General features: G+C 54.0%; 20 protein-coding genes and 2 pseudogenes. 8 read left to right on the forward strand and 14 right to left on the reverse strand.

Annotated elements, in window-relative coordinates; genetic code table 11:
• Positions 1 to 43: 43 nt before the first annotated feature.
• From OA238_RS08365 to OA238_RS08390, 6 genes are all read right to left on the reverse strand, one after another.
• On the reverse strand, positions 44 to 427 hold the full coding sequence (locus OA238_RS08365; protein ID WP_015494858.1) for a carboxymuconolactone decarboxylase family protein: 384 nt from the start codon (positions 425 to 427) through the stop codon (positions 44 to 46).
• A gap of 92 nt (positions 428 to 519) precedes the next feature.
• Entirely contained in the window at positions 520 to 870 is a 351-nt protein-coding gene (locus tag OA238_RS08370) for a cupin domain-containing protein (RefSeq protein WP_015494859.1), read from the reverse strand.
• A 702-nt stretch (positions 871 to 1,572) separates the two neighbouring features.
• On the reverse strand, positions 1,573 to 2,019 hold the full coding sequence (locus OA238_RS08375) for a plastocyanin/azurin family copper-binding protein (RefSeq protein WP_015494860.1): 447 nt from the start codon (positions 2,017 to 2,019) through the stop codon (positions 1,573 to 1,575).
• Positions 2,020 to 2,339: 320 nt separating this feature from the next.
• Positions 2,340 to 3,017 (reverse strand): IS3 family transposase, encoded by a 678-nt coding sequence (locus OA238_RS08380; protein WP_275450509.1) that lies wholly within the window; start codon positions 3,015 to 3,017, stop codon positions 2,340 to 2,342.
• 200 nt (positions 3,018 to 3,217) lie between these two features.
• Entirely contained in the window at positions 3,218 to 4,465 is a 1,248-nt protein-coding gene (locus OA238_RS08385) for an IS256-like element ISOan6 family transposase (protein ID WP_015494114.1), read from the reverse strand.
• A 149-nt stretch (positions 4,466 to 4,614) separates the two neighbouring features.
• Entirely contained in the window at positions 4,615 to 4,911 is a 297-nt protein-coding gene (locus OA238_RS08390; protein ID WP_044036509.1) for a hypothetical protein, read from the reverse strand.
• A 226-nt stretch (positions 4,912 to 5,137) separates the two neighbouring features.
• On the opposite strand from OA238_RS08390, the gene OA238_RS08395 reads away from it, so the two are divergent.
• Complete coding sequence (locus OA238_RS08395; protein WP_015494114.1) at positions 5,138 to 6,385, forward strand: IS256-like element ISOan6 family transposase; 1,248 nt, start codon at positions 5,138 to 5,140, stop codon at positions 6,383 to 6,385.
• Between the two features lie 142 nt (positions 6,386 to 6,527).
• Here the strand turns inward: OA238_RS08395 and OA238_RS08400 are convergent, their stop codons facing one another.
• From OA238_RS08400 to OA238_RS32650, 4 genes are all read right to left on the reverse strand, one after another.
• The gene (locus OA238_RS08400) at positions 6,528 to 7,550 is read right to left on the reverse strand and encodes an IS30 family transposase (protein WP_015494861.1); all 1,023 of its coding nucleotides are present in this window, start codon (positions 7,548 to 7,550) and stop codon (positions 6,528 to 6,530) included.
• Positions 7,551 to 7,890: 340 nt separating this feature from the next.
• Positions 7,891 to 8,796, reverse strand: coding sequence for a bestrophin family protein (locus OA238_RS08405; RefSeq protein ID WP_015494862.1), 906 nt, complete (start codon positions 8,794 to 8,796; stop codon positions 7,891 to 7,893).
• Between the two features lie 215 nt (positions 8,797 to 9,011).
• A protein-coding gene (locus OA238_RS08410; protein WP_085982742.1) for an IS3 family transposase occupies positions 9,012 to 10,504 on the reverse strand; the annotation gives its coding sequence in 2 pieces (ribosomal slippage) (positions 9,012 to 10,054 and positions 10,054 to 10,504; 1,494 coding nt in all).
• The gene (locus OA238_RS32650) at positions 10,419 to 10,718 is read right to left on the reverse strand and encodes a hypothetical protein (RefSeq protein WP_187293166.1); all 300 of its coding nucleotides are present in this window, start codon (positions 10,716 to 10,718) and stop codon (positions 10,419 to 10,421) included. Before OA238_RS32650 ends, OA238_RS08410 begins: the two co-directional genes overlap by 86 nt.
• Positions 10,719 to 10,998: 280 nt before the next feature.
• On the opposite strand from OA238_RS32650, the gene OA238_RS34455 reads away from it, so the two are divergent.
• Together OA238_RS34455 and OA238_RS34460 are read left to right on the forward strand one after the other, a co-directional pair.
• The gene (locus tag OA238_RS34455; protein WP_275450496.1) at positions 10,999 to 11,439 is read left to right on the forward strand and encodes an ISAs1 family transposase; all 441 of its coding nucleotides are present in this window, start codon (positions 10,999 to 11,001) and stop codon (positions 11,437 to 11,439) included.
• A 44-nt stretch (positions 11,440 to 11,483) separates the two neighbouring features.
• Positions 11,484 to 12,128: pseudogene (locus OA238_RS34460) on the forward strand (ISAs1 family transposase); the annotation flags it as partial.
• Between the two features lie 454 nt (positions 12,129 to 12,582).
• On the opposite strand, the gene OA238_RS08430 reads toward OA238_RS34460, so the two are convergent.
• Positions 12,583 to 14,139 carry an FAD-binding domain-containing protein gene (locus OA238_RS08430; protein ID WP_015494864.1) on the reverse strand — a complete coding sequence of 519 codons (1,557 nt, stop codon included), beginning with the start codon at positions 14,137 to 14,139 and terminating at the stop codon, positions 12,583 to 12,585.
• 149 nt (positions 14,140 to 14,288) lie between these two features.
• Here OA238_RS08430 and OA238_RS08435 point away from each other — a divergent pair.
• From OA238_RS08435 to OA238_RS08445, 3 genes and pseudogenes are all read left to right on the forward strand, one after another.
• Positions 14,289 to 15,265: pseudogene (locus tag OA238_RS08435) on the forward strand (IS1595 family transposase).
• Between the two features lie 468 nt (positions 15,266 to 15,733).
• A complete protein-coding gene (locus tag OA238_RS08440) occupies positions 15,734 to 16,048 on the forward strand; it encodes a hypothetical protein (protein ID WP_015494865.1) in 315 nt (104 codons plus the stop codon).
• Positions 16,049 to 16,231: 183 nt separating this feature from the next.
• Positions 16,232 to 16,603 carry a phage integrase N-terminal SAM-like domain-containing protein gene (locus OA238_RS08445; protein ID WP_051076434.1) on the forward strand — a complete coding sequence of 124 codons (372 nt, stop codon included), beginning with the start codon at positions 16,232 to 16,234 and terminating at the stop codon, positions 16,601 to 16,603.
• On the opposite strand, the gene tnpC is transcribed toward OA238_RS08445, so the two are convergent.
• From tnpC to OA238_RS08460, 3 genes are all read right to left on the reverse strand, one after another.
• Positions 16,604 to 18,298 (reverse strand): IS66 family transposase, encoded by a 1,695-nt coding sequence (tnpC, locus tag OA238_RS08450; protein WP_051076435.1) that lies wholly within the window; start codon positions 18,296 to 18,298, stop codon positions 16,604 to 16,606.
• A gap of 69 nt (positions 18,299 to 18,367) precedes the next feature.
• The gene (tnpB, locus tag OA238_RS08455; RefSeq protein WP_015494728.1) at positions 18,368 to 18,715 is read right to left on the reverse strand and encodes an IS66 family insertion sequence element accessory protein TnpB; all 348 of its coding nucleotides are present in this window, start codon (positions 18,713 to 18,715) and stop codon (positions 18,368 to 18,370) included.
• Positions 18,712 to 19,080, reverse strand: coding sequence for a transposase (locus OA238_RS08460; RefSeq protein WP_015494727.1), 369 nt, complete (start codon positions 19,078 to 19,080; stop codon positions 18,712 to 18,714). The genes tnpB and OA238_RS08460 overlap by 4 nt, the downstream gene beginning before the upstream one ends.
• 88 nt (positions 19,081 to 19,168) lie before the next feature.
• On the opposite strand from OA238_RS08460, the gene OA238_RS08465 reads away from it, so the two are divergent.
• Both OA238_RS08465 and OA238_RS08470 read left to right on the forward strand, forming a co-directional pair.
• Complete coding sequence (locus OA238_RS08465; protein WP_051076436.1) at positions 19,169 to 19,750, forward strand: tyrosine-type recombinase/integrase; 582 nt, start codon at positions 19,169 to 19,171, stop codon at positions 19,748 to 19,750.
• Between the two features lie 6 nt (positions 19,751 to 19,756).
• Positions 19,757 to 20,965 carry an IS91 family transposase gene (locus OA238_RS08470; RefSeq protein WP_015494867.1) on the forward strand — a complete coding sequence of 403 codons (1,209 nt, stop codon included), beginning with the start codon at positions 19,757 to 19,759 and terminating at the stop codon, positions 20,963 to 20,965.
• The last annotated feature ends 445 nt before the right edge of the window (positions 20,966 to 21,410 follow it).

Below are 21,410 nucleotides of genomic sequence, written 5' to 3' on the forward strand. Positions count from 1 at the left end.
ATCACAAAATAATTAACTCACTCAAATAGTTTTAAATCGGGCTCTAAGCAATATCCTCGAATACTTTGCCTGCGACCCTGAAGCACTCAAGCGCCTGCGGGACGCCACAATAAATGCCTATGACGTGGATGATTGCACGAATTTCTTCCTTTGAGACGCCGTTGTTTATCGCTCCACGGCAATGGGTTTCCCATTCGGCCATTTTCCCAAGTGCGCCAATCATTGATAAGTTCATCATAGAACGGGTCTTCGCGTCGATCACATCATCGCCCCACCCGAAGCCCCAGCACCATGCGGTCATCGCTTCCTGAAATGGCCGCGTGAAATCATCCGCAGCGGCCAGATTTTTCTCGACATACTCCGAGCCGAGTGTCGCTTTTCGCTGCTCTAATCCCTTGAGGAACAAGTCCTCATCGAAAGTGCTCATGTGTCATCCTCTAAGTTTGATTGCGACGTACTTGGTCTGGCCTTAGTTCAAGAGCCCAAAATGCCTGATGCGGTACCGTGTGAGGATGTCTGCTATAGCTTAAAGTCAAAGTGCTTGCGCACTGGCTCTTCAATTTTCCATGTCCCTTTGAAATCAGCTTCTACAACGAAGGCATCGCCGGCCCGAACCGTTACAGACGTTCCGCCATCTGGTGTAATTACGATGCGGCCAGAGATCATGTGGACGAATTCATAAGCTGTGTATGTTGCATGGTAGGTGCCAGGTGTTGCTTCCCACACGCCCGATAGCATGGTGCCGTCCGAGTTCGTATGTAAAGCCCAAGTACGCATTGTCGGATTTCCGTCAACGACAACCCAGCCGTCTAGGTCGTTGGTGTCTGGGGTGGTGTTAGCATTAACTGAGAGTTTGGTGATTGCATTCATTTGTGTGGCCTTTGGCGATTAAATTGCACTGGTTGGTTGAATAGAGAAATGAGGGGTTGCTTCTTATGGGTTGAAGTTTTGCACAGCTTAACCCATGCATAAATTTGCACCACCAAGAAAACAGCCCTTGGCGCCACCACAGAGAACTCATAATTTGTTCGCATTGCAATCATCGGTGGACACAGCGGCGAAAGTCTCCTTCTCACCCTTTGTGGCAGAATAAAACGCGCAAGCTTGAAGTGTTTGGGTCCTTCCGAGGCTCTTTTTACACAGGGGAAATGCGCACCCCGTTGCATGCAACTCACGGTAAATTTTGAGAGTGCAAGTTTAGGTTCTTGTTGTTGTTAAAGTGCGACGTGTTCAGAGCATTTCTGACATTCATGGACTGCCCAGAAACGTTCAGGCTGAAAGATCAGTTCGAGGAGTGGGGCTCTCGTGTCTGGATTGTCTTATCCAGTATGTGGCTGTTTAGCGATACGGGTGCCGTTGCCTTTTACTGCAATCGCGTACAGCGCAAGACAACGGCGAGGGTTGGATCTTTTCCTGCTAGGTCGTGATGGACCGTGGAGGAGTAGGGTTGCCCTCATTTTGTCCAATGACCTGAAGAGATATTTGGGCTTCAGGTACGTATGGCAAGACAATGCAGAACAGACATCTGCCATTCAGCCCCATTATTTTTCATCAAGGCTTCGATGATTGGCGTTAAGATTGAGCCGCTCGGGCCTCTTCGATAAGCGCCACTATCTTGTCATTGCCCGCCCCACGAATACGCGCATCAAGAATATCTTGGGCATTGCTGAGATCATCCCCAACGACAATCAAAGCCACCATGCCCATGCTCTCGTGAGGTTGGCAGACGACTGCCGTCAAGCCTGTCTCAGTTACGATGTACTCAACGTCCTGATTCATTCTTCCCCTAAAGGCTTCTTGTCCTTCGGGGATCGCATCTTTTACGGATTGCGCGTTGTGGGACCTATCAGTTGCTATAAACCTGATCACATCGCCAACTTCGGCGCGGATCAGCTCTTGGCTGAAGACCATACGATCACCAGCCTCATTTTCGTTTAGTAACTGGATTTCGATGGTTTCAGCAAAGGCTGGAACAGCGGATCCAATGAGCAGAGCTGCTGTCATAAGTAATTTGCGCATTTTCGCGACTCCAAATTGATATATCTTCGTTAGCAAATAAGATCGATCACGGCAATTTCACCTCCAGATCATTGTATGGCGACAGTATGGCGCAGACGCCCTAAACACTCCAACGAAGCAATCTCTATTTGAATGGTGTTAGGGGGCATGGCTTTTGTTCGAGGGCTCGTGGCTACACCACTGCGTTATCCCACGCGTTCGAGCGTGTGTGGTAACGCAGAAGAGCTCTAACCAATTGGCCGTGGTTGAAAGCTGCCTTGTATATTGCAGGATCCTGGTGTGAACTTCGTCCCGTTTTCCGGACAGTTTGCTTATTGACCCTATGCTGCCATTTTCCAAGTCATATCTTCGAAAGCCTGTTTTGGCGTTTTGTAGCCGACGCCTGAATGACGGCGCTGGCGGTTGTAGAAGACCTCAATGTATTCGAAGATGGCGGCCTTGGCCTCAGCGTGTGTTCTAAAGCGCCGCTGGTGAACCATCTCCTTTTTCAATGAAGCAAAGAAGCGTTCCATCGGCGCATTGTCGAGGCATTGGCCCTTGCGGCTCATGGATTGAGTGAGTTTCGCCTTTTTGATCAGCTTGCGATAGTCCCCGCCAGCATATTGGCCGCCCCTATCGGAGTGGTGTATCAATCCCGGAACCGGGCCTCTGCGTCCCAGAGCCATCTCGAGGGCGGCGCAGCAAAGCTCCGCACGCATGTGATCCTCCATCGCCCAACCGACGATCTCACGCGTGGCTATGTCCTTCACGCCAGCCAGATAAAGCCAGCCTTCGTCCGTGTCGATATAGGTGATATCCGCCAGCCAAACGGCATTAGGCGTCTGGCTGTGGAATTTCTGTTCCAACAAGTTTGGGGATGGCTTCAGCTTATGATTGCTGTCCGTTGTGATTGGCTTTCTACGCTTGCGAAGAAGCGGGGACACCTTGTGTTCCTTCATTATTCTCGCAACACGGCGCTCGGAGACGACCTCACTATCCGCCAGTAAGTCTTGGTGAATACGCTTTGAGACTCACATCAAAACTGACAAAAACCCGTTATCGGCTGGGGTACTTGGAAATTACAATTTTTAAGTAGTTTGGGAAGACCTCAGGTCAACTTCTGATTTGCTCAGGTAGGGGCTATCTATTGCGTCTGACTAATACTGCGTTGGGATGGCTAAGGGAGTTATTGTCAAATCTGGTGTTTGAGTATTGTTGGTCATGCGGTGATCTGGTCGGGGTTTGTGGTTTCGATTCCGTCTTTGAACGTGACGCCTGTGATGACTTTTGCGAGGTAGTCAAAGCCGCGTAGCTTCCTCCAATTTTGCTCAGCACATTGCCCCAGTTTGAACATCATGTGCAGCATGCCATCGCGTGACAGGCAGCCCTTTGAACGCTTGGTACGATGCCGGATCGTCGCGAAGGCCGATTCAATTGGATTGCTAGTGCGGATGCTTTGCCAATGCTGCGCCGGGAAGTCGAAGAATGCCATGAGTTCCTCACGATCTTTTTGCAGGCATAGTGTGGCCTTGGGGTATTTGGGTTCGTAGGTTTTGATGAACAGATCGAACGCCTTTTCTGCATCGACTTTGGTCTCGGCCTGCCAGATGTCGTGCAGCGCGGCCTTGGCTTTTGGCTGAGACAGCTTGGGTAAACAATTGAGCACGTTCATCGTTTTGTGTTGCCAACAGCGTTGATGGCGGGTCTCAGGATAGACTTCGTCCATGGCCGCCCAAAACCCCATGGCACCGTCCCCGATGGCCAGTTTGGGCGCATTCATGCCTCGGCTTTTGAGGTTAAGCAGAACCTCGCGCCAGCTCTGCGTGGACTCGCGCACCCCATCCTCAATTGCCAGAAATCGCTTCTTGCCACGGGCAGTTACCCCAATAATAACAAGGGCACAGAGCTTGTCATCCTCGCCCCGAAGGCCGCTGTGAACGCCGTCGGCCCAGATATAGACGATGGGCTCGTCATCTAACTCAGCGCCTTTCCAAGCCTCGTATTCATTGGCCCAATCGCGTTTTAAACGCGAAACCGTATTAGCCGACAAGCCAACGGCATCTGGGCCCAGAAGAACCTTGAGGGCGGGAGCCATCTCGCCGCTGGAGATCCCTTTGAGGTAAAGCCATGGCAAGGCCGCTTCCAGCGTCTTCGTGCGGCGCACATAGGGCGGCACCAGGGCAGACCGGAATGTCACCGGTGTGCCGTCCTTGGACCGAACCTTTGGAATGCGCACGCTCACAGGGCCAATGCCCGTTTGAAACGGGCGGGCCGGATGATGTCCGTTACGCACGACTGCCGCGTGACCGGCATCGGTGCGTAAGCCGGTAAATTGCGCCAAATAACTGACAAGCTCAGCCTCAACTGCTGTCGCGATCAATTGTTGTGCTCCCGTTTTCAGCAACTCCGTCAACGCGTCCGTCATCTCGTCTCGACGCGCAAAATCAACAATGTTAGTAGTTCCCATGGTGGTGTATCTCCTTTGGTTGGGCTGCTGTCTTCCAACAACAATTCAACCAGATACGCCGCCAACCTTCAAACCACTCAAACACCAGATTCAGTCATAGCTCTGGCTAAGGTTACCGTCTGGGTAGTTCATTTTTAGATAACGAACGCTTAATCGTGTTCACCGTCACGACTGCGACCTGATCCACGCGCAAATAACGTCGGTTTTTTCGCGGCGGTAGTATACGTTGCTACCGTGATTGCTGCTGCGGCTATCAAGACAGAATGACCAATAATGCTTGCTGCCAGCAGGGTATAGCTTCCGATTGCAACGGCAAAAGTTACGGCCCACATTAGCGCAAGAGCCTGCAAAACATAATGGCGCACAGCAACATCGGAAATGTGACGAAGCGGACTTACTTCAGCATTAAATATAAAATTCCATCCTTGAACGATTTGTTTTCTCATCTAACATCTCCTTGTTATCAGCTAAGGTGTATATGTTCGCGGCTCAAACTAATGACTGACTTGTATGAATTTAGCATCCCCAATCAGTCTTCTGTAGGATTTTTAGTGGATGTATGACCCATAGAGCTATGACTGAATCTGGTGTTTGAGTGGTTTGAAGGTTGGCGGCGTATCTGGTTGAATTGTTGTTGGAAGACAGCAGCCCAACCAAAGGAGATACACCACCATGGGAACTACTAACATTGTTGATTTTGCGCGTCGAGACGAGATGACGGACGCGTTGACGGAGTTGCTGAAAACGGGAGCACAACAATTGATCGCGACAGCAGTTGAGGCTGAGCTTGTCAGTTATTTGGCGCAATTTACCGGCTTACGCACCGATGCCGGTCACGCGGCAGTCGTGCGTAATGGACATCATCCGGCCCGCCCGTTTCAAACGGGCATTGGCCCTGTGAGCGTGCGCATTCCAAAGGTTCGGTCCAAGGACGGCACACCGGTGACATTCCGGTCTGCCCTGGTGCCGCCCTATGTGCGTCGCACGAAGACGCTGGAAGCGGCCTTGCCATGGCTTTACCTCAAAGGGATCTCCAGCGGCGAGATGGCTCCCGCCCTCAAGGTTCTTCTGGGCCCAGATGCCGTTGGCTTGTCGGCTAATACGGTTTCGCGTTTAAAACGCGATTGGGCCAATGAATACGAGGCTTGGAAAGGCGCTGAGTTAGATGACGAGCCCATCGTCTATATCTGGGCCGACGGCGTTCACAGCGGCCTTCGGGGCGAGGATGACAAGCTCTGTGCCCTTGTTATTATTGGGGTAACTGCCCGTGGCAAGAAGCGATTTCTGGCAATTGAGGATGGGGTGCGCGAGTCCACGCAGAGCTGGCGCGAGGTTCTGCTTAACCTCAAAAGCCGAGGCATGAATGCGCCCAAACTGGCCATCGGGGACGGTGCCATGGGGTTTTGGGCGGCCATGGACGAAGTCTATCCTGAGACCCGCCATCAACGCTGTTGGCAACACAAAACGATGAACGTGCTCAATTGTTTACCCAAGCTGTCTCAGCCAAAAGCCAAGGCCGCGCTGCACGACATCTGGCAGGCCGAGACCAAAGTCGATGCAGAAAAGGCGTTCGATCTGTTCATCAAAACCTACGAACCCAAATACCCCAAGGCCACACTATGCCTGCAAAAAGATCGTGAGGAACTCATGGCATTCTTCGACTTCCCGGCGCAGCATTGGCAAAGCATCCGCACTAGCAATCCAATTGAATCGGCCTTCGCGACGATCCGGCATCGTACCAAGCGTTCAAAGGGCTGCCTGTCACGCGATGGCATGCTGCACATGATGTTCAAACTGGGGCAATGTGCTGAGCAAAATTGGAGGAAGCTACGCGGCTTTGACTACCTCGCAAAAGTCATCACAGGCGTCACGTTCAAAGACGGAATCGAAACCACAAACCCCGACCAGATCACCGCATGACCAATAATACTCAAACACCAGATTTGACAATAACTCTGACCCATAAATTACAAACTTTAACGCTCTGGATGTCACAAGCAATCTAAAATGACTTTTATGTATCTTTCGCAGCGCCACACAGTCTAATTAGCACTGCTTGGATTCAAACATCAAGTGCAACGGTTGATTTAAAGGCCACGATTTCGTCGGCCATAGCTTCAGCGGGTGTTCTCCATCCGAGGGTTTTTCTTGGACGGTTGTTCATCAGGTTTGCAACGTCGTTGAGCCATGTTTGGCTTGCACCGTTCAGGTCAGTTCCTTTGGGCATGAACTGACGCAGCAGTCCGTTGGTGTTCTCGTTGCTGCCGCGCTGCCAGGGAGCATGCGGATCGCAGAACCAGATATCAATTTTCAATCGTCGCGCCAATTCACGATGGCAGGCCATTTCGGAGCCACGGTCATAGGTCATGCTCTTGCGCAAATCAGCGGGTAGTCGTCTCATCTGGCGGGTGAAGCTGTCAAGCGCGGCCTCGGCCCCATTGCCATCCATTTTGCAAAGAATGACAAAGCGTGTCTTGCGCTCGATCAAGGTCCCCACTGACGAGCGATTGAATGCGCCCTTGATGAGGTCGCCCTCCCAATGGCCTGGTACCAGTCGTGCTTCGATCTCTTCAGGGCGATTGATAATGCGCAATGATTCCGGGACCATAGCACTGCCCGCCGCTGTCCTGCGCTTGAGCCCACGCTTAGGCTTCGCTTGACGCAACGCCTCGATCATCGCCGCCTTCAGCCCGCCACGTGGCTGCGCGTAAATCGCGGCATAGATGGTCTCATGGCTCACATGGGCGGATGGATCATCAGGCTTCATGAGACGCAGTCTCTGCGCAATCTGCTCAGGCGACCAGTGCAGATGTACGAGCTTGCCATGAACGAAACGATAAAGATCGCTCCCCTCCACAAGCTTGCGCTTGCGGCGGCAGCGCGCGCGCCGGGCATCATAGGCCTGCCGCGCCGCTTGCGGGCAATAGCTGCCGTCTTCCTGCCGACCTCGCGCCAGCTCACGGCAGATCGTGCTCGCCGGGCGATGCAAAAGCTGGCCGATCAACCGCTGACTGCTGCCCCTATTATGCTCGGCTAATATCACGCCACGGTCCTCGCTGCTGAGGTGCTTGCTTCGTATGTCCATCACAACATCCTATGCCCAAAGGGCTCTGAGTGTTGCATTTGAAACTTGAGTCTAAGCTGCCACAGATGAGATTAACCACTAGCCCAGCGCGTGACGGTACCTGAGGTGTCTTGACGGGAGGCGTCTCCTTTGCCTGAAAGATGTGACGTTAGTGTTTTAGATGGACTTGGCGGGACACAGAAATTGGGTCTTGCGCTTCATCAGCATTCCCCTCGCTGGCAGCGGTATCGTATCTCTGGCCCGTTGAAGCGAAGAACGACGGAATTGCCATGTTGGCACCAAGTGAATGTTGGGACCGACTGGAGATAGGGACAACATCCGACAAAATGAAATGTGTACCCTAACTCAACACATGATTTGTTGGGGACAGGCCGTCTGGCGGATTGCGATCCAGCGCTTCGGCCACCGAAATCTCAATCGTGCGACACATCGAATCGACGGGTAACCCATTCTGAACATTACGAAACGGCAGTTCCAGCTCGTTCGTTACGGCTTGCAGGCCAAAGAACACATAGGCCACGACAGCCGCAAATATCGGGGCAAACCAGCCTGTGGAATCGATCAACGCGAATGGCAGCAACCAGCAATAGAGATAGGTCGTCCGGCGCACCAACAGGGAATACACGAATGGCAAAGGTGTCGTCAAAATGCGTTCACATCCGGCCTGCGCGAAAGCCAACGAGGACAGCGTTTGTGAAATAGTCATTTGACCAAACCCACTGATCGCGTCCTTTTTGATCAGCTCGCCAATTCTGTCGGCTATCGATCGCAATGCCGCATCTGCCGGGTTCTTCTTCCCGACCATCGATGCAGCACTTTCTTCGCCGACCCAGCTGGTAATTTCAGGCCGCACATCGACCCCTCGCAAGAAACCACGGTGCAAATGTGCGAAGGCGACCGCATAAGACAAGATGGCTTCGCGCTCCTCCCCCTTGCCGACAAAGACGCACATATGCCGCCCAAGATTGCGTACATCAGCGATCATTGACCCCCATAGTTTGCGGGCTTCCCACCATCGGTCATAGGCTGCGTTGTTCCTAAACCCGAGGAAGAGTGACAGCGCGACACCAAATATTCCCATCGCCCCGATCGAAATTTTCGGTAGCGTGACAACGAAGTGATTAACCAACAGGACAACGACCGATAACAGCGCAATGCCAATAATCTTGCCCAGAATTTTGGGCACAACTGATCCCTGCATAACGAAAAACAGTCGAAAAGAGGACGGATGGTCCCTGACAATCACACGATATTCCTTTTCAAAGACATTGAGACAGCATTCTGAGTTAACTTAATCCTTCGGTTAGATGATCCAAGAGAAGCTGCGTTTTGAGCGACAAATGTTTGTCCTGCAGATAGATCATGTCATCGTTCCGTGCGCGATATCTTCGTCACCGACAAGCTCCGTTCCTACGGCGCGGCGGAACGTGTCAACGACTTTGAGACAGTGGCTTTTGGACTTTAGGCTTGGGTTTCTTCGGTTGGTTTTGGTGGGTTGATCCAGACGGCGGTCGGGATTTGAGGCGGTTTTGGTGGTTTGTGTACGAAGCGTTCGGGCGTGGCGAGGAATGCCGCGTCTAGTGTTGCTTGTCGCGCGGTGTAGATTTCTTGGGCCTGCCCAAAATGGATTTGGTCGGGCGTCATCAGACCAATCCCGGCGTGATGATGGTCTTGGTTATACCATGCAAAGAGCCTGCGGCAGAATGCGCGAGCCTGCTCGATGGTTTCAAAGTTCTTGGGGAACTCTGGCTGATATTTCAGTGTTTTGAAGTGGGCTTCGGAGAACGGGTTGTCGTTTGAGGTGTGGGGCCGACTGTGGGACTTGAGCACACCAAGATCAACCAGCATCAGGGCTGTCGTCTTTGCCTTCATGGGCCCACCGCGATCTGCATGCAATGTCAGCTGATCGCGTGGAACCTCGTGTTTTTCCATCGCGTCGATGAACAGCTCTTTGAACTGGCTGGCGCTCTCCGCGTGCTCGACGCGCCAGCCAACAACGCGGCGGCTGAAGATGTCGAGGATGACATAGAGATAGAAGTAGGACCATTTCACCGGGCCCCTCAGCTTGGTGATGTCCCAAGACCAGACCTGATTGGGGGCTTCAGCTAGAAGTTCAGGCTTTTGATAGACGGGATGTGTGCGCTGTCGGTGGCGTTCGCCAACTTCGCCCTGCGCGGCCAATATCCGATACATCGTGCGGATTGAACACAGATAGGTGCCTTCATCCAGCAAGGTGGCAAAGACCTCTGTGGGCGTCTGATCCGCAAAGCGGGGTTCGCGCAGGTGGTGCAATACCTGGTCTCTTTCCCTTTCCGGTAGAGCCCGCGAAGACGCTGCGCGCGGTGGGCGTGTGCGTGGTGGTGCCGTCAGCGCCGCACGCTGTCGAAGAACGCTCGCGCGCGATAATGATAGCGCGGCGCAGACAGCCGAGGTCAAGCCGCTGCCGGTGGGCAATGCAATCGCGACGGCCATCATGATTTGCCGCTGCGCTCTTGCGTCTGCTCCATCTCGTCCAGAAGTCCCGCCACTTTTTTTTGGATGGCAATGATGGCTTCCGCCTGATCCAGACGGCGCCGCAAGGCTGTCACCTCACGGTTGGCCTTGGCCAGCTCAGCTTGCAATGGATTGGCAGGTGCCTTTTGTGGGCCACGGCGCATTGGCTGCAATGCACCCAATGTGCCGGCCGCCCGCGCACGGCGCCAATCGGTCAGTGCAGAGGAATAAAGCCCCTCCCGCCGTAGAATGGCGGAAACCCCGCCAGTGTCTGCCACTTGGTCCGTCTCATCCAGAATGCGCAGTTTGTATTTGGCTGTGAAGTTGCGTCGCTTCGGGATGCTCGTCAGTTCCGCTGTGGGAGCCAACGGCGCATTAACAACGCGGGGAGGCGACGTCGGGGCCAAAACGGCTCCAGATCCAGCATCTGGCGAAAGTGGTGATTGTGAAGGCATAACCATGGGTTCGTTCTACTACGCCCTCAAGTGTAAACTTTAGCCAGTCAATTGTCTCACGCTTATTGGCACGGAGGGTGAAGTTGCGTCGCTTCGGGATGCTCGTCAGTTCCGCTGTGGGAGCCAACGGCGTATTAACAACGCGGGGAGGCGACGTCGGGGCCAAAACGGCTCCAGATCCAGCATCTGGCGAAAGTGGTGATTGTGAAGGCATAACCATGGGTTCGTTCTCCTACGCCCTCAAGTGTAAACTTTAGCCAGTCAATTGTCTCACGCTTATTGGCACGGAGGGGTCACCTGCGTGACGGGAATACATTAAACACCTGCGTCAAAAAACTTGTGGAGCACGGCTGGTTGGTTCGAGGGACTGGGGAGCAAGTGATCGCTGGGTTCAATTGCAAAACATTCTGGCGTGTCGTTCGTCCGAGTGCAGGGGAATCGTGTTTGGAACTGAGTGAGTAAAGGATTGCTCTTGCAGGTGATGGCGGGATGGATTCTGGATGGGTGGTTGTTCTCATCGGGTGCTCATCGCCATGCATATTTTTCTATCCGCCTTCGACGAAGTTCCTGATCCGCGCGCCAGTAACGTGCGCCACGACCTTGGTGAACTGCTCGTTATCGCCTTCGTGTCGGTCTTATGTGGATCGACCTCCTGCGCCGAGATGGCCGCATTTGGCCGTGCAAAAGAGAGCTTTTTCAGGAACTTCCTGAAACTCAAGCATGCCATTCCATCGCATGATACCTTCTCGGAGGTCTTCCGGATCATCGACCCGAAGGCACTCGATGCGGCCTTCAGTAAGGTACTTGCCGATGTGACCAAGCTCCTCAAAGACGGTGATATCATCGCGATTGACGGCAAAGCGTTACGGGGTGCGCGCGACCCGGGCGAAAGCGCACGGACCCGCATGATGTCTCAGCCTATGCCTCGCGGCTGCGCCTGACGTTGGCGACAGTACCTGCCGACTGAGGCACAGAACTCAGCGCGGCCATAGAGGCGCTTGGGTTGATCGATCTGCGGGGCAAGGTGGTCACCGGTGATGCATTACATTGCAACCGCCGCACGGTTGCCGCAATCAACGCAGGCGGCGGTGATTGGTGCCTCGCCCTCAAGGGTAACCAGGAATCCCTGTTGTCTGACGCCCGTGGATGTTTCAGCAAGGGGCACAAAAGCGATCCAACAGCCGTTACGGAAAATACCGGCCATGGAAGAAAAGAAACCCGTAAGGCGGTTGTGGTATCGGCTAAGGCATTGGCAGAATACCACGAATTCCCTGGCCTCAAGGGGTTCGGTCGCATCGAGGCGACCAGAGAGACGGGCGGAAAGGTGACCTCAGAGACCCGCTACTTCGCGCTGTCTTGGGTTCCCACACCTGAGGTGCTGTTGGCCGCTGTCCGCGACCATTGGGCCATCGAAAATGCCCTTCATTGGCAGTTGGATGTGTCTTTCCGCGAGGACGCCGCACGCAATCGGAAAGACAACGGTCCCGGCAACATCGCCGTTCTACGTCGCCGCGCACTCGACGTCCTCCGGCGTGACACATCCAAGGGCTCTCTCTCCATAAAAATCAAACGTGCAGGCTGGGACACCACCTTCTTACGCAGCATTCTCAGTGACTTGGCAACAACATGAGCCAAACGCGATTGCCCTGCGTCCGAGGGTGGGGGCATGAATGTGGCTGGTATCGCGCGGGTGATGGCGTGCTTTGAAAACGCAGTAGAAGTGCCCTCAGTTATCGTTTCTGAAAGCCGCCATAAAGCTTTGCACGGATACACTCCGGGGTCTTTGCCGCAAATGCCGCAGCCACATGCGCCCGCACGCAGAGCTATGGCAGATGAGGACGATGCATTTGAAGAGCGGGCGGCCATCACTGAAAACGAGGGAGGCCTCCCGCCAGACAGTGTGTGATGACACTATCGGCCTATTGCTGCCGTTCACGTCCACCTCAGGATGCTGCGGTGCAGCCCGTCGAACCGGACTTTCGTGCATTATGCAGCATCTTTTCTGGCTGAAACGTGGTGTGCGGAAAAAGCACACTTTCGCTGCAGGCACCCCAATGGCTGCTCTTGGGTTTTGAAGTTTTACCTTAAAACAATGATAATTGGGTATTATCTTTTAATTTAATCGTCTTTCCGCGTTTTGAAGCAGATTTTCGACTTCCTAGTTTGAGGAAAATGGCGTTTGCCGCGACCCCAAAGTCCTGGTTTTTCCGTATGGCAGAGATCTGTTGTTTTGCAGCCTTCGCAGAAACAGCTTGATCAACAAGTGGGGCAGGATAGTCCTGCCCAAGCGTAAAATCACGATCGTCGATCAGTGTCTTTTCCCATTTCCAGGGTTCATGAATGAACTCATCCGGAACGCTCTTGAGCTCAGGCACCCACTTTCGAATGAAAGTGCCTTTTGGATCATGCTCCATCGATTGTTTGATCGGATTATAAACGCGCATCGTGTTGATACCTGTTACACCTGATTGCATTTGCAGCTGGCTATAATGAATCCCGGGCTCATAATCTGTGAACAGCCGTGCCAGATGTTCGCCCGTAACGCGCCAATCGAGCCATAGTTGATAGCTGGCGAAGCTTACCAGCATTGCTCTCATGCGGAAGGTGATCCAGCCTTCTGCAGTCAGGTTGCGCATACAGGCATCAACGAAAGGGTACCCAGTTTGACCGCTCGCCCATGCTTGAAAATGTAGATCATTGTGTTCGCCTACACGTAGCCCTTCGAATGCAGGGTGCATGCAGTGCGTTTCTATTTCAGGTTGATCTTCGATTTTTTGAATAAAGTGACAGCGCCATGCCAAGCGAGAGCCAAAAGCCGTAAGATTGCGCCCAAAGCTTTTGTTTTCGTCAGGCGATAACTGGGCACGGCGTTTCACGATAGATTGCGCCACCTCACGCACAGATAAGGTGCCCCATGCAAGGTGAGCGGAGAGGCGAGAGCAGTGGAACTCAGATGAATCAGGTGCTGAGATATGGTACAGATATTGGCGAGATCGGTGATTTAAAAAACTGCGCAGATCAGCAACCGCTTGTTTTCGACCGCCCTTTTGCACCTTGCCAATAGGTACATTGCCAAAGATCGGGTCATTTTTATCAGGTAGGGTATCTGAACTGCACGGCGGAAATGAATTTAGCGTATTTGGTTTTGGCAGTATCTTTTTAGCCATGCGTGCGTTTCGGATTTTGGACCAGTCATCTCGACTGCGCAGCCGCCGGACAACCCCGTTAGTGGGTGCTTCATGCAGTGCAATGCGGTGGTTCTGGCACAGTTTCTGAACGGCTATATCTCTGTGATATGTCCATAGGTTTCCTGTTTCTTCGTGTGCGTACACGTGGCTTACATCGTGATCTAAATGAAGTTTTTTGATCACGTCACAAGAGTCGCCAACCTTTACAACAAGGTGTTGACCCAACTCAGCCAAACCACTGTCTAAATCACAAAGGCAATCGTGGATAAAATGCCAATGGCGACGAGATGCGAAGGGTTGATGCCAATATTCAGGCTCAACAATGTAAAGCGGTATGATGGGTGCGTTTGTCCGCGACGCGGCAAGCAACGGGGCGTGGTCATTGATCCGCAGATCTCGTTTAAACCAAACAATGCGGGGCGCCTGTGTCATGTGGAGTTTATTTCTCTTCATGGTTGAAGCCACTCTTTTACAGCGCTTACTTTCCACGTCAATTCAGTGATCTCATGTTGAGATCGAAGGCTTATCCCCTTTGCTCCGGCGGCACCTGATGTAGTGCGAAGCGGCTTGCCAATCTAGAATGTTCTGGTATTGTTCTTCCCATGCCAGCCAGATGGAAAAACGACAAACCCATGTCCCGCCCCGCGTTCGACGCCAGGTTTTCTGATGAGGAAGCGTGTTCGCATTATCTGGTGGAACATCGTTGGCCTGAGGGCTTCGTCTGTCCTTCCTGTGGCACCTGCAAGGGCTGGCCGTTAAAGCGAAATCGCGCGACTTGGGAATGTGCCGGTTGCGCACGGCAGACATCCGTGACGGCTGGCACGGTAATGCACAGCAGCCATTTGCCGTTGCGAATTTGGTTTCTTGCCGCGCACATCATCACCAGCCATTCCAACGGCATGTCAGCGCTGCAACTTCAGGCGCAACTTGGCCTTGGCAGCTACAAGACGGGTCGCCATCGTCGCTCGGACCGATGGCGCTTCTCGGCGACCTCCTCTTGCAAAAGCTGCGGCGGTCGATGGTCAACCCTGACCGCAACCCCCTAAAAGACCTTGTCGAAATCGATGAAACAGAGATGCCGTTCCGGTCCCGGCATGATCCCGAGGACCGGCCAAAGGGTGGGCGCAGCCCGGTTGGAAAGATGTTTGTCGTCTGTGCCGTCGAGTTATCAAGTGACGGACATCCGCGCCGTATCAGGATGAAACACATTCCCGACGGCGCGTCAAAGACGCTGCACGGGTTCATTGGTCAGGCTGTAGAGCCTGGCGCTCACATCATCACGGATGGCTGGCTCGGTTACGAAAATCCTCCTGCAAACACGCATGAGGCAAAGGTCGTCAGCGGCAAGAAGGCACACGACATACTCCACTGGGTCCACCGCGTGTTCTCCAACCTAAAAACGTGGGCAAAAGGCGTCTTCCACGGCCTCAGAAAGTGCCATCTACAACGCTATCTCGACGAATTCGTGTTCCGCTGGAACCGACGGCGACACATGCGAAGCGCCTTCGACACGCTGCTGGGGATCGGTGTTGGTCTCGGGCCAGCGACATATCGTGATTTTGTTGAACAGCGCGCCTGAAGGGCCTCGTTAACGGCAAAAGCCACGCCCTATAAACCCACCAGACGTTACAAACTGATCCGATCCGCCTCTAAAGCCACAAGGGCAAGATTCTGCGCCGCGTCAACATGTGGGGCAACCGGACTAAAAGGGATAAGCCTTTTGAGATCGTATAGGTCGAAACGATTGGCGATGATGCGAGGAATGTGGTCGAGCAATCCCAAAGGGGATAAATTACCTGCGCCAGTCGAACACGGATGGTGCGGATACTTTGCACTATAAGGCCCACACTGACTGCAATAATCTGGGCATAGCCGTTCGAACCAAGTTTTGGATTTGGGGTGACTGGATGCCTCTGCACAAGTGGCTCAAGACGAGGGCTACACCGAGCAATTTCGCAGCCTGTTTCCATACGCGGTTTGTCGCATAGAATTTACTAACCGCAGACAATAGGGATGAAAGAGACGGATAAAAATAAGGACCTCAGCCATGATCACTGAAATGACTGAACTGCTCTCAGCGATCCGCACCGGGCAAAGAGTGATCGCGCAACGCGACCGGCTCATCGAGTGCCGGATCCTGATATCAGAAGTGCGCAACGCGATGGAACCATTTGAGAATTGGGAAGTGCACCCGACCCGCCAATTCATAGGACCAAGAGCGCGCGGCCACGCTGGTCTTTTGATTGTGATGAGGCCAACTGAGGTAACACACGAGCAGCCACAAGATTCGTATGGCCCCGTTCATCCGCGCATCCAAACCGTGATCAGCAGGTATAAGTCAGAAAAATCGGCCCAAGCGTGAAACCCCCGCCTTATTCACATGGGGGACTGCGAAGGTAGCGAACGGCCCAAGCACTAAATCGCTCCGCGATAGGGGCGCTTGCTGCGGGTGTAGGGCTTAACAGGGATTTGTTGCGCGATTCTAGATTTTGGGTGTGTGCTGTTGGTCGAGGTGATTTTGCCTCGATTGACAGAGGATATTCCGATGAACATTCAACAATCGACACCAACGACGCCCCTTCGTGCGCGCATGATTTCCGATATGTCAGGGCGCAATCTCGGCCCTGCATCACAGAGTAGTCACCTGCGCGCCTGTAAGCGTTTTGCGGCTTGGTTAGGGCGCTCGCCAGAGACGGCCACGCCAGACGATGTGAAGTATTTCCAACAACACCTGATCGAGAGCGGCGTCAGCATCTGCACCCGAAACCAAACGATGACAGGGGTCAAGTTTCTGCTCCGCGTGACCCTTCGACGGCATGATCTTGTGGCCGAGATCTTCCATTTGAAGGAACCGGTGAAAGTGCCACTGGTGCTGAGCAAAAAGGAGATTAAACGTAAGCATCAACGCTGCCCTTGATCAAGCTGCGTCTTTTGCCTCGGCCTCGGCGTTTTTAGCATCGATCATGTCCTGATAGGCCCACGGCATGAGATCGTTGATACGGTTTGCTTGATGGTCCTGGATGCGTTCCAGCACCCATGCGAGCCAGGCTTCGGGATTCACTTTGTTCATCTTGGCGGTCTCTATCAACGTATAAGCAATTGCTGCAGATTTGCCGCCTGCTTCTGATCCCATGAAGAGATAGTTTTTGCGTCCCACGGCCACAGGGCGCACTGCGCGCTCGGCTGTGTTGTTGTCCAGCTCAAGAAAGCCGTGATCAAGATAGGGCCGTGCCTTTGGCAGGCGCGCCAGTGCATATTTGATCGCCTTGGCCAGCGGCGTCTTGCTAGAGATCTTGCCCAGTTGCTCTTTAAGCCAGACTTCCAGGTCATCAAAGATCGGCTTGGCGTATTCCTGACGCAGGGCCACGCGTTCCGCAGGGGGCAGGAACCGCGCTTGTGTCTCAACATCATAGAGCTTTTTAATCCGCAGCACGGCTTCGCCCGCCACGGGCAGCTTTGTGCTTTCATAAAGGTCAAAGAACTCACGCCGCACATGGGCCATGCATGCCATCTCTTTGACCCGCCCCGTGCGGTAGGCGTCATTATACCCAGCATAGGCATCCGCATGGGCGTAGCCTTCATAGCTTTCGAGATGCTTGCTGGGATGCTCCGCCTCATGGCTGGTGGAGAACTGGTACCACACCGCAGGTGGAGCTCCGCTGGCCCAAGTGTCTTCTTTTCGGGCATAGACCCACAGTCGCGCGGTTTTGGTCTTATTCTTTCCTTTGCCATTGCCCTTCTGGAGCAGCTTGACCGTTGTGTCATCCATGAAGATCGCCTGCGCCTCAAAGACGTGATCGCGGATTGCATCTGAGACGCGCTCCAGCAGTTTGGTGCATTTGCCGACCCATCCCGCCATGAGCGATCCACTCAGATCAATGCCCTCGTTGGCAAACATCTGGCTCTGGCGATACAGCGGCAGATGATAGCCGTATTTACAGCACAGGATGTGGGCCATCAGCGCGGGGCCGACAAAGCTCTTCGGAATGGGTCGGCTTGGCATCTCAGCCTGAACAACGGCCTCACAACAGGTGCAGGCCAGACGCGGGCGGCCAATTTGGTTCACGATGTAATGTCCCGGGACATATTCCAACTCCTCCATCACATCCGTTCCAAGCACTTTGAAGCTGCCGCCACAGTCGGTGCAAGCATCACTGGGGGTGATGGTCTTTTGGACACGCTTCAGCCCCTTTGGGAAAGGTTTGCGCTTGCGCGGTGTGCGGGGCGGCTTGGCCTCAGCGTCAGAGGGTTCATCATCTGTCTCAACGGCTTGTTCGATCTCAAGTTCTTCAAGGATCAACTCAAGCGCCAGCTGTGCACTGCTTTCCGACTTTGAGCCAAAGCGGTGCTTGTTGTGACCGTGGAGTTGCAGGCGCAGATCGGCGATGATGGTGTCTCGGTTCTGGATGGCCCGCGCATGAGCGGTGCGCTCGGCACTCAGGGCGGCGTCCACTGATGCCATCTCATCCTTGAGGCGTTTTTGTACCGTCGCATGGCCAAGGGATGACCCGAGAAACGCTTGCTTCAGCTCTGACAATTCCGCTGTTTGCGCGGCAACGTATGCCTGTACTTCAGGGGGCAGATTAGTCAGATTTGGAGGGGTCTTACTCATGCCATTACATACCAAATCTCGGGCATCATGGGAATCCCACAAAGGCAAGAAGTCCTATAAAACATACAGCTATCCAACCATACTTGGACGCCATGTCTTCTTGAGAATACGCCAGTCTATGCCTTCCATCAGCATCGCAAGCTGTGCGCGGCTTAGGCTGACTTTACCTTCCTTGACTGAGGGCCATACGAACCGTCCACGTTCAAGCCGTTTGGTAAACAGGCACGCGCCCTGACCATCCCACCAGATCATCTTGATCTGATCGCCACGACGGCCACGGAACAAAAATAGATGCCCCGCGTAAGGGTCAGCTGCAAGAACCTGCGCGGTCTGCGCCGCCAGCCCGTTGAAGCCGCGCCGCATATCCGTAACTCCTGCGGCAAGCCAGATCTTCGCATCCCCCAAAACAGGGATCATGCTGCAAGTCCTCGCGCCAGTTCCAGCACAAAGCCAGCATCAACCCCGTCGCTCACGCTCAGCTTGCGACCGTTCTCAAGTGTGATCTCAATATGGGGGACAGGTAAGATGCTGGTGCCGGATGACGCAGGCGTGTCCACCATACCCGCATCGGCAATCTCTACGGGGGTGAACTGGCCTATATCTGATTTGTCAGGCTGAAACCGCCCATCGCTGCGCCATGCATAAATCCGGTTGGTGCCCACACCGTGCTTCTTGGCAACCATTGGAACACTCACGCCAGCAGTGTGGCTTTCCGCTACAAGCTGTCGCTTGAAATCATCCGTGTATTTGGAACCTCGGCCACGCCTAGTCTTGTTCATCATCAAAATCCTCATATCGCGCCAGCCATATCGCCAGCTTCGCGCAATAATCGCACCTTAGATCATGCCAAAAAAAGAGGGGGTTCCCTGTATGTTTACGATTAAACGCATTCTGGCTATGGCTCCGAGCCTGAAGGCGCGCGTGATGTTGTCGCTGGCTTATGGCTGCGGGATGCGTGCGGGCGAGGTCGTGCGGCTCAAAGTTGGTGATATTGATAGCGATCAGGAAATCATCCGCATCGTGCAATCGAAGGGGCGCAAGGATCGCATCGTCATGCTGCCTGTCGATATTTTGAGCCTGCTGCGCGACTGGTGGAAAGAACGGCCGACCGGTCAGGACAAGGATGTTCCTGCACCCGAGCGGGTCCTCTTTCCCGGCTATCGCGGCAAACACCTCTCAGCGCGACAGATATCGCGGCTATTTAAAGAGACCGCGCGGGAAGCCGGGATCACCAAACCGGTCACGCTGCACACGTTGAGGCACAGTTTTGCAACCCATCTGTTGGAGCGCGGCGTCGATATCCGGGTGATCCAAGCCTTGCTCGGGCATTCCAAACTGACAACTACTGCGCGCTATGCCAGCGTTGCCACGGGCATGATTGCGGCAGTGGACAGTCCGCTGGATGATCTGAATGGAGCCAAGCGGAAGAAGGGCAAGCCTAAGCCTTCATAGGCCACCATGCCCAGTCGATCACTGGAGGTCGCGGATATCTTCCGTGACCATGGTGCTGCTTGGCGTGCCGCAAACGCAGGACACATCAGCCTGAACCAGTTCAAAGTCATGAGTGCGATTGAGCGCTGTCGAACCGCGGCGCTTGGCGGTCATGTCGCGCGCTGCGCCGACTGCGCGCATGAGCATATCGCCTACAACTCATGCCGCAACCGTCACTGCCCAAAATGCCAGGCGGGTGCAGCGAAGATATGGCTTGCGGCACGTGAGGCTGAACTGCTGCCTGTGCGGTATTTCCATCTGGTCTTCACCTTGCCAAAGCAGATTGCTGACATCGCATATCAGAACAAACGCGAGATCTATAATCTTCTGATGCGGGCAAGCGCGGACACTGTGGTCAGAATCGCCGCTGATCCTAAACATCTGGGGGCAAAGGTTGGCATAACGTCGGTCCTTCACACTTGGGGCTCGGCGATGACCCACCACCCCCATGTCCATATGATCGTGCCGGGGGGAGGGCTTTCGACAGATGGTTCAAAATGGATCGCCTGCCGCAAGAACTTCTTCCTGTCTGTCCACGTTCTATCCCGCTTGTATCGGCGGCTCATTCTGGAAGGGCTGGCCAAGCTGCACATGGTCGGGAAACTGCAATTCTTCGGCGATCTCACAAACCTTGCAGATCGAAATGTCTTTGACACTTTCCTGCAACCGCTGCGTAAAATCGAATGGGTGGTCTACGCCAAAGAACCCTTCACCGGGCCAAAAGCGGTGCTGGCATACCTATCGCGCTACACACATCGGATTGCCATTTCAAACAGCCGGTTGATCCGTTTCGATGCGCAAAACGTCACCTTCCGCGCCAAGGACTATCGCCTCAAAGGTGCGGGCCGCCACACGACCATGTCCTTATCCACAAATGAGTTCATTCGCCGGTTCCTGATCCACGTGCTGCCCAGAGGCCAGCACCGCATCCGACATTATGGGTTCTATGGGAATAGCAACCGCACGGCCAATATCGCGCGGATCCGGCAACTGCTGGGGGCCAAAACCCCTCACAAGGAGCACGATAAAGGCAACACCATCAACGATGCAGATGAACCTCCTCGTGTTCTTGCTCTGCCTTGCCCATGTTGTGGCGGGCAGTTGATAATCGTCGACACAATCGCACCAGCCCAACATCCCAGAGCGCCGCCAAAAACACAAAGGGCTGCTGCATGACGCGCGCACCGCACATCACGAACGACACCCTCGGCCGCTCGCTATATCTCCTGCGAACCAATCGGCATGCTTTGATCAAGCGATCAGCGTGGCAAAACATGGTGACGCCGACAAAATACCGTGAGTTTCAACCAACAGCAGGCAAAACCGGCGCTGCGCTTAACTCAATGCGCCCCGCCAAACTGGCCTGTCAGCTCCGGGCGAAAACACACGCATTGCGCAAATCCCCATAGCAACAATCGATCCACCCAGACCAACCCCGCGATTTCCCGCTTGAGCGCTTCTCCGACGCCAGGCAATGTTCCGCGTCACCCAAACCTCGCGCGTGGCGTCCGAGAAACCTACACCAGAGGAGACTTGCGGCAGCCCAGCGCCACCCTCCGTGCCAATAAGCGTGAGACAATTGACTGGCTAAAGTTTACACTTGAGGGCGTAGAAGAAGAAC

The sequence above is a fragment of the Octadecabacter arcticus 238 genome (assembly GCF_000155735.2).
GTDB classification, from domain to species: Bacteria; Pseudomonadota; Alphaproteobacteria; order Rhodobacterales; family Rhodobacteraceae; genus Octadecabacter; species Octadecabacter arcticus.

Coding starts and splice junctions, on each gene's coding strand:
- OA238_RS08365 (WP_015494858.1), bottom strand. CDS start 427: ATGAGCACTTTCGATGAGGACTTGTTCCTCAAGGGATTAGAGCAGCGA.
- OA238_RS08370 (WP_015494859.1), bottom strand. CDS start 870: ATGAATGCAATCACCAAACTCTCAGTTAATGCTAACACCACCCCAGAC.
- OA238_RS08375 (WP_015494860.1), bottom strand. CDS start 2,019: ATGCGCAAATTACTTATGACAGCAGCTCTGCTCATTGGATCCGCTGTT.
- OA238_RS08385 (WP_015494114.1), bottom strand. CDS start 4,465: ATGGGAACTACTAACATTGTTGATTTTGCGCGTCGAGACGAGATGACG.
- OA238_RS08390 (WP_044036509.1), bottom strand. CDS start 4,911: ATGAGAAAACAAATCGTTCAAGGATGGAATTTTATATTTAATGCTGAA.
- OA238_RS08395 (WP_015494114.1), top strand. CDS start 5,138: ATGGGAACTACTAACATTGTTGATTTTGCGCGTCGAGACGAGATGACG.
- OA238_RS08400 (WP_015494861.1), bottom strand. CDS start 7,550: ATGGACATACGAAGCAAGCACCTCAGCAGCGAGGACCGTGGCGTGATA.
- OA238_RS32650 (WP_187293166.1), bottom strand. CDS start 10,718: ATGGTTATGCCTTCACAATCACCACTTTCGCCAGATGCTGGATCTGGA.
- OA238_RS34455 (WP_275450496.1), top strand. CDS start 10,999: ATGGGTGGTTGTTCTCATCGGGTGCTCATCGCCATGCATATTTTTCTA.
- OA238_RS08430 (WP_015494864.1), bottom strand. CDS start 14,139: ATGAAGAGAAATAAACTCCACATGACACAGGCGCCCCGCATTGTTTGG.
- OA238_RS08440 (WP_015494865.1), top strand. CDS start 15,734: ATGATCACTGAAATGACTGAACTGCTCTCAGCGATCCGCACCGGGCAA.
- OA238_RS08445 (WP_051076434.1), top strand. CDS start 16,232: ATGAACATTCAACAATCGACACCAACGACGCCCCTTCGTGCGCGCATG.
- tnpC (WP_051076435.1), bottom strand. CDS start 18,298: ATGAGTAAGACCCCTCCAAATCTGACTAATCTGCCCCCTGAAGTACAG.
- tnpB (WP_015494728.1), bottom strand. CDS start 18,715: ATGATCCCTGTTTTGGGGGATGCGAAGATCTGGCTTGCCGCAGGAGTT.
- OA238_RS08460 (WP_015494727.1), bottom strand. CDS start 19,080: ATGATGAACAAGACTAGGCGTGGCCGAGGTTCCAAATACACGGATGAT.
- OA238_RS08465 (WP_051076436.1), top strand. CDS start 19,169: ATGTTTACGATTAAACGCATTCTGGCTATGGCTCCGAGCCTGAAGGCG.
- OA238_RS08470 (WP_015494867.1), top strand. CDS start 19,757: ATGCCCAGTCGATCACTGGAGGTCGCGGATATCTTCCGTGACCATGGT.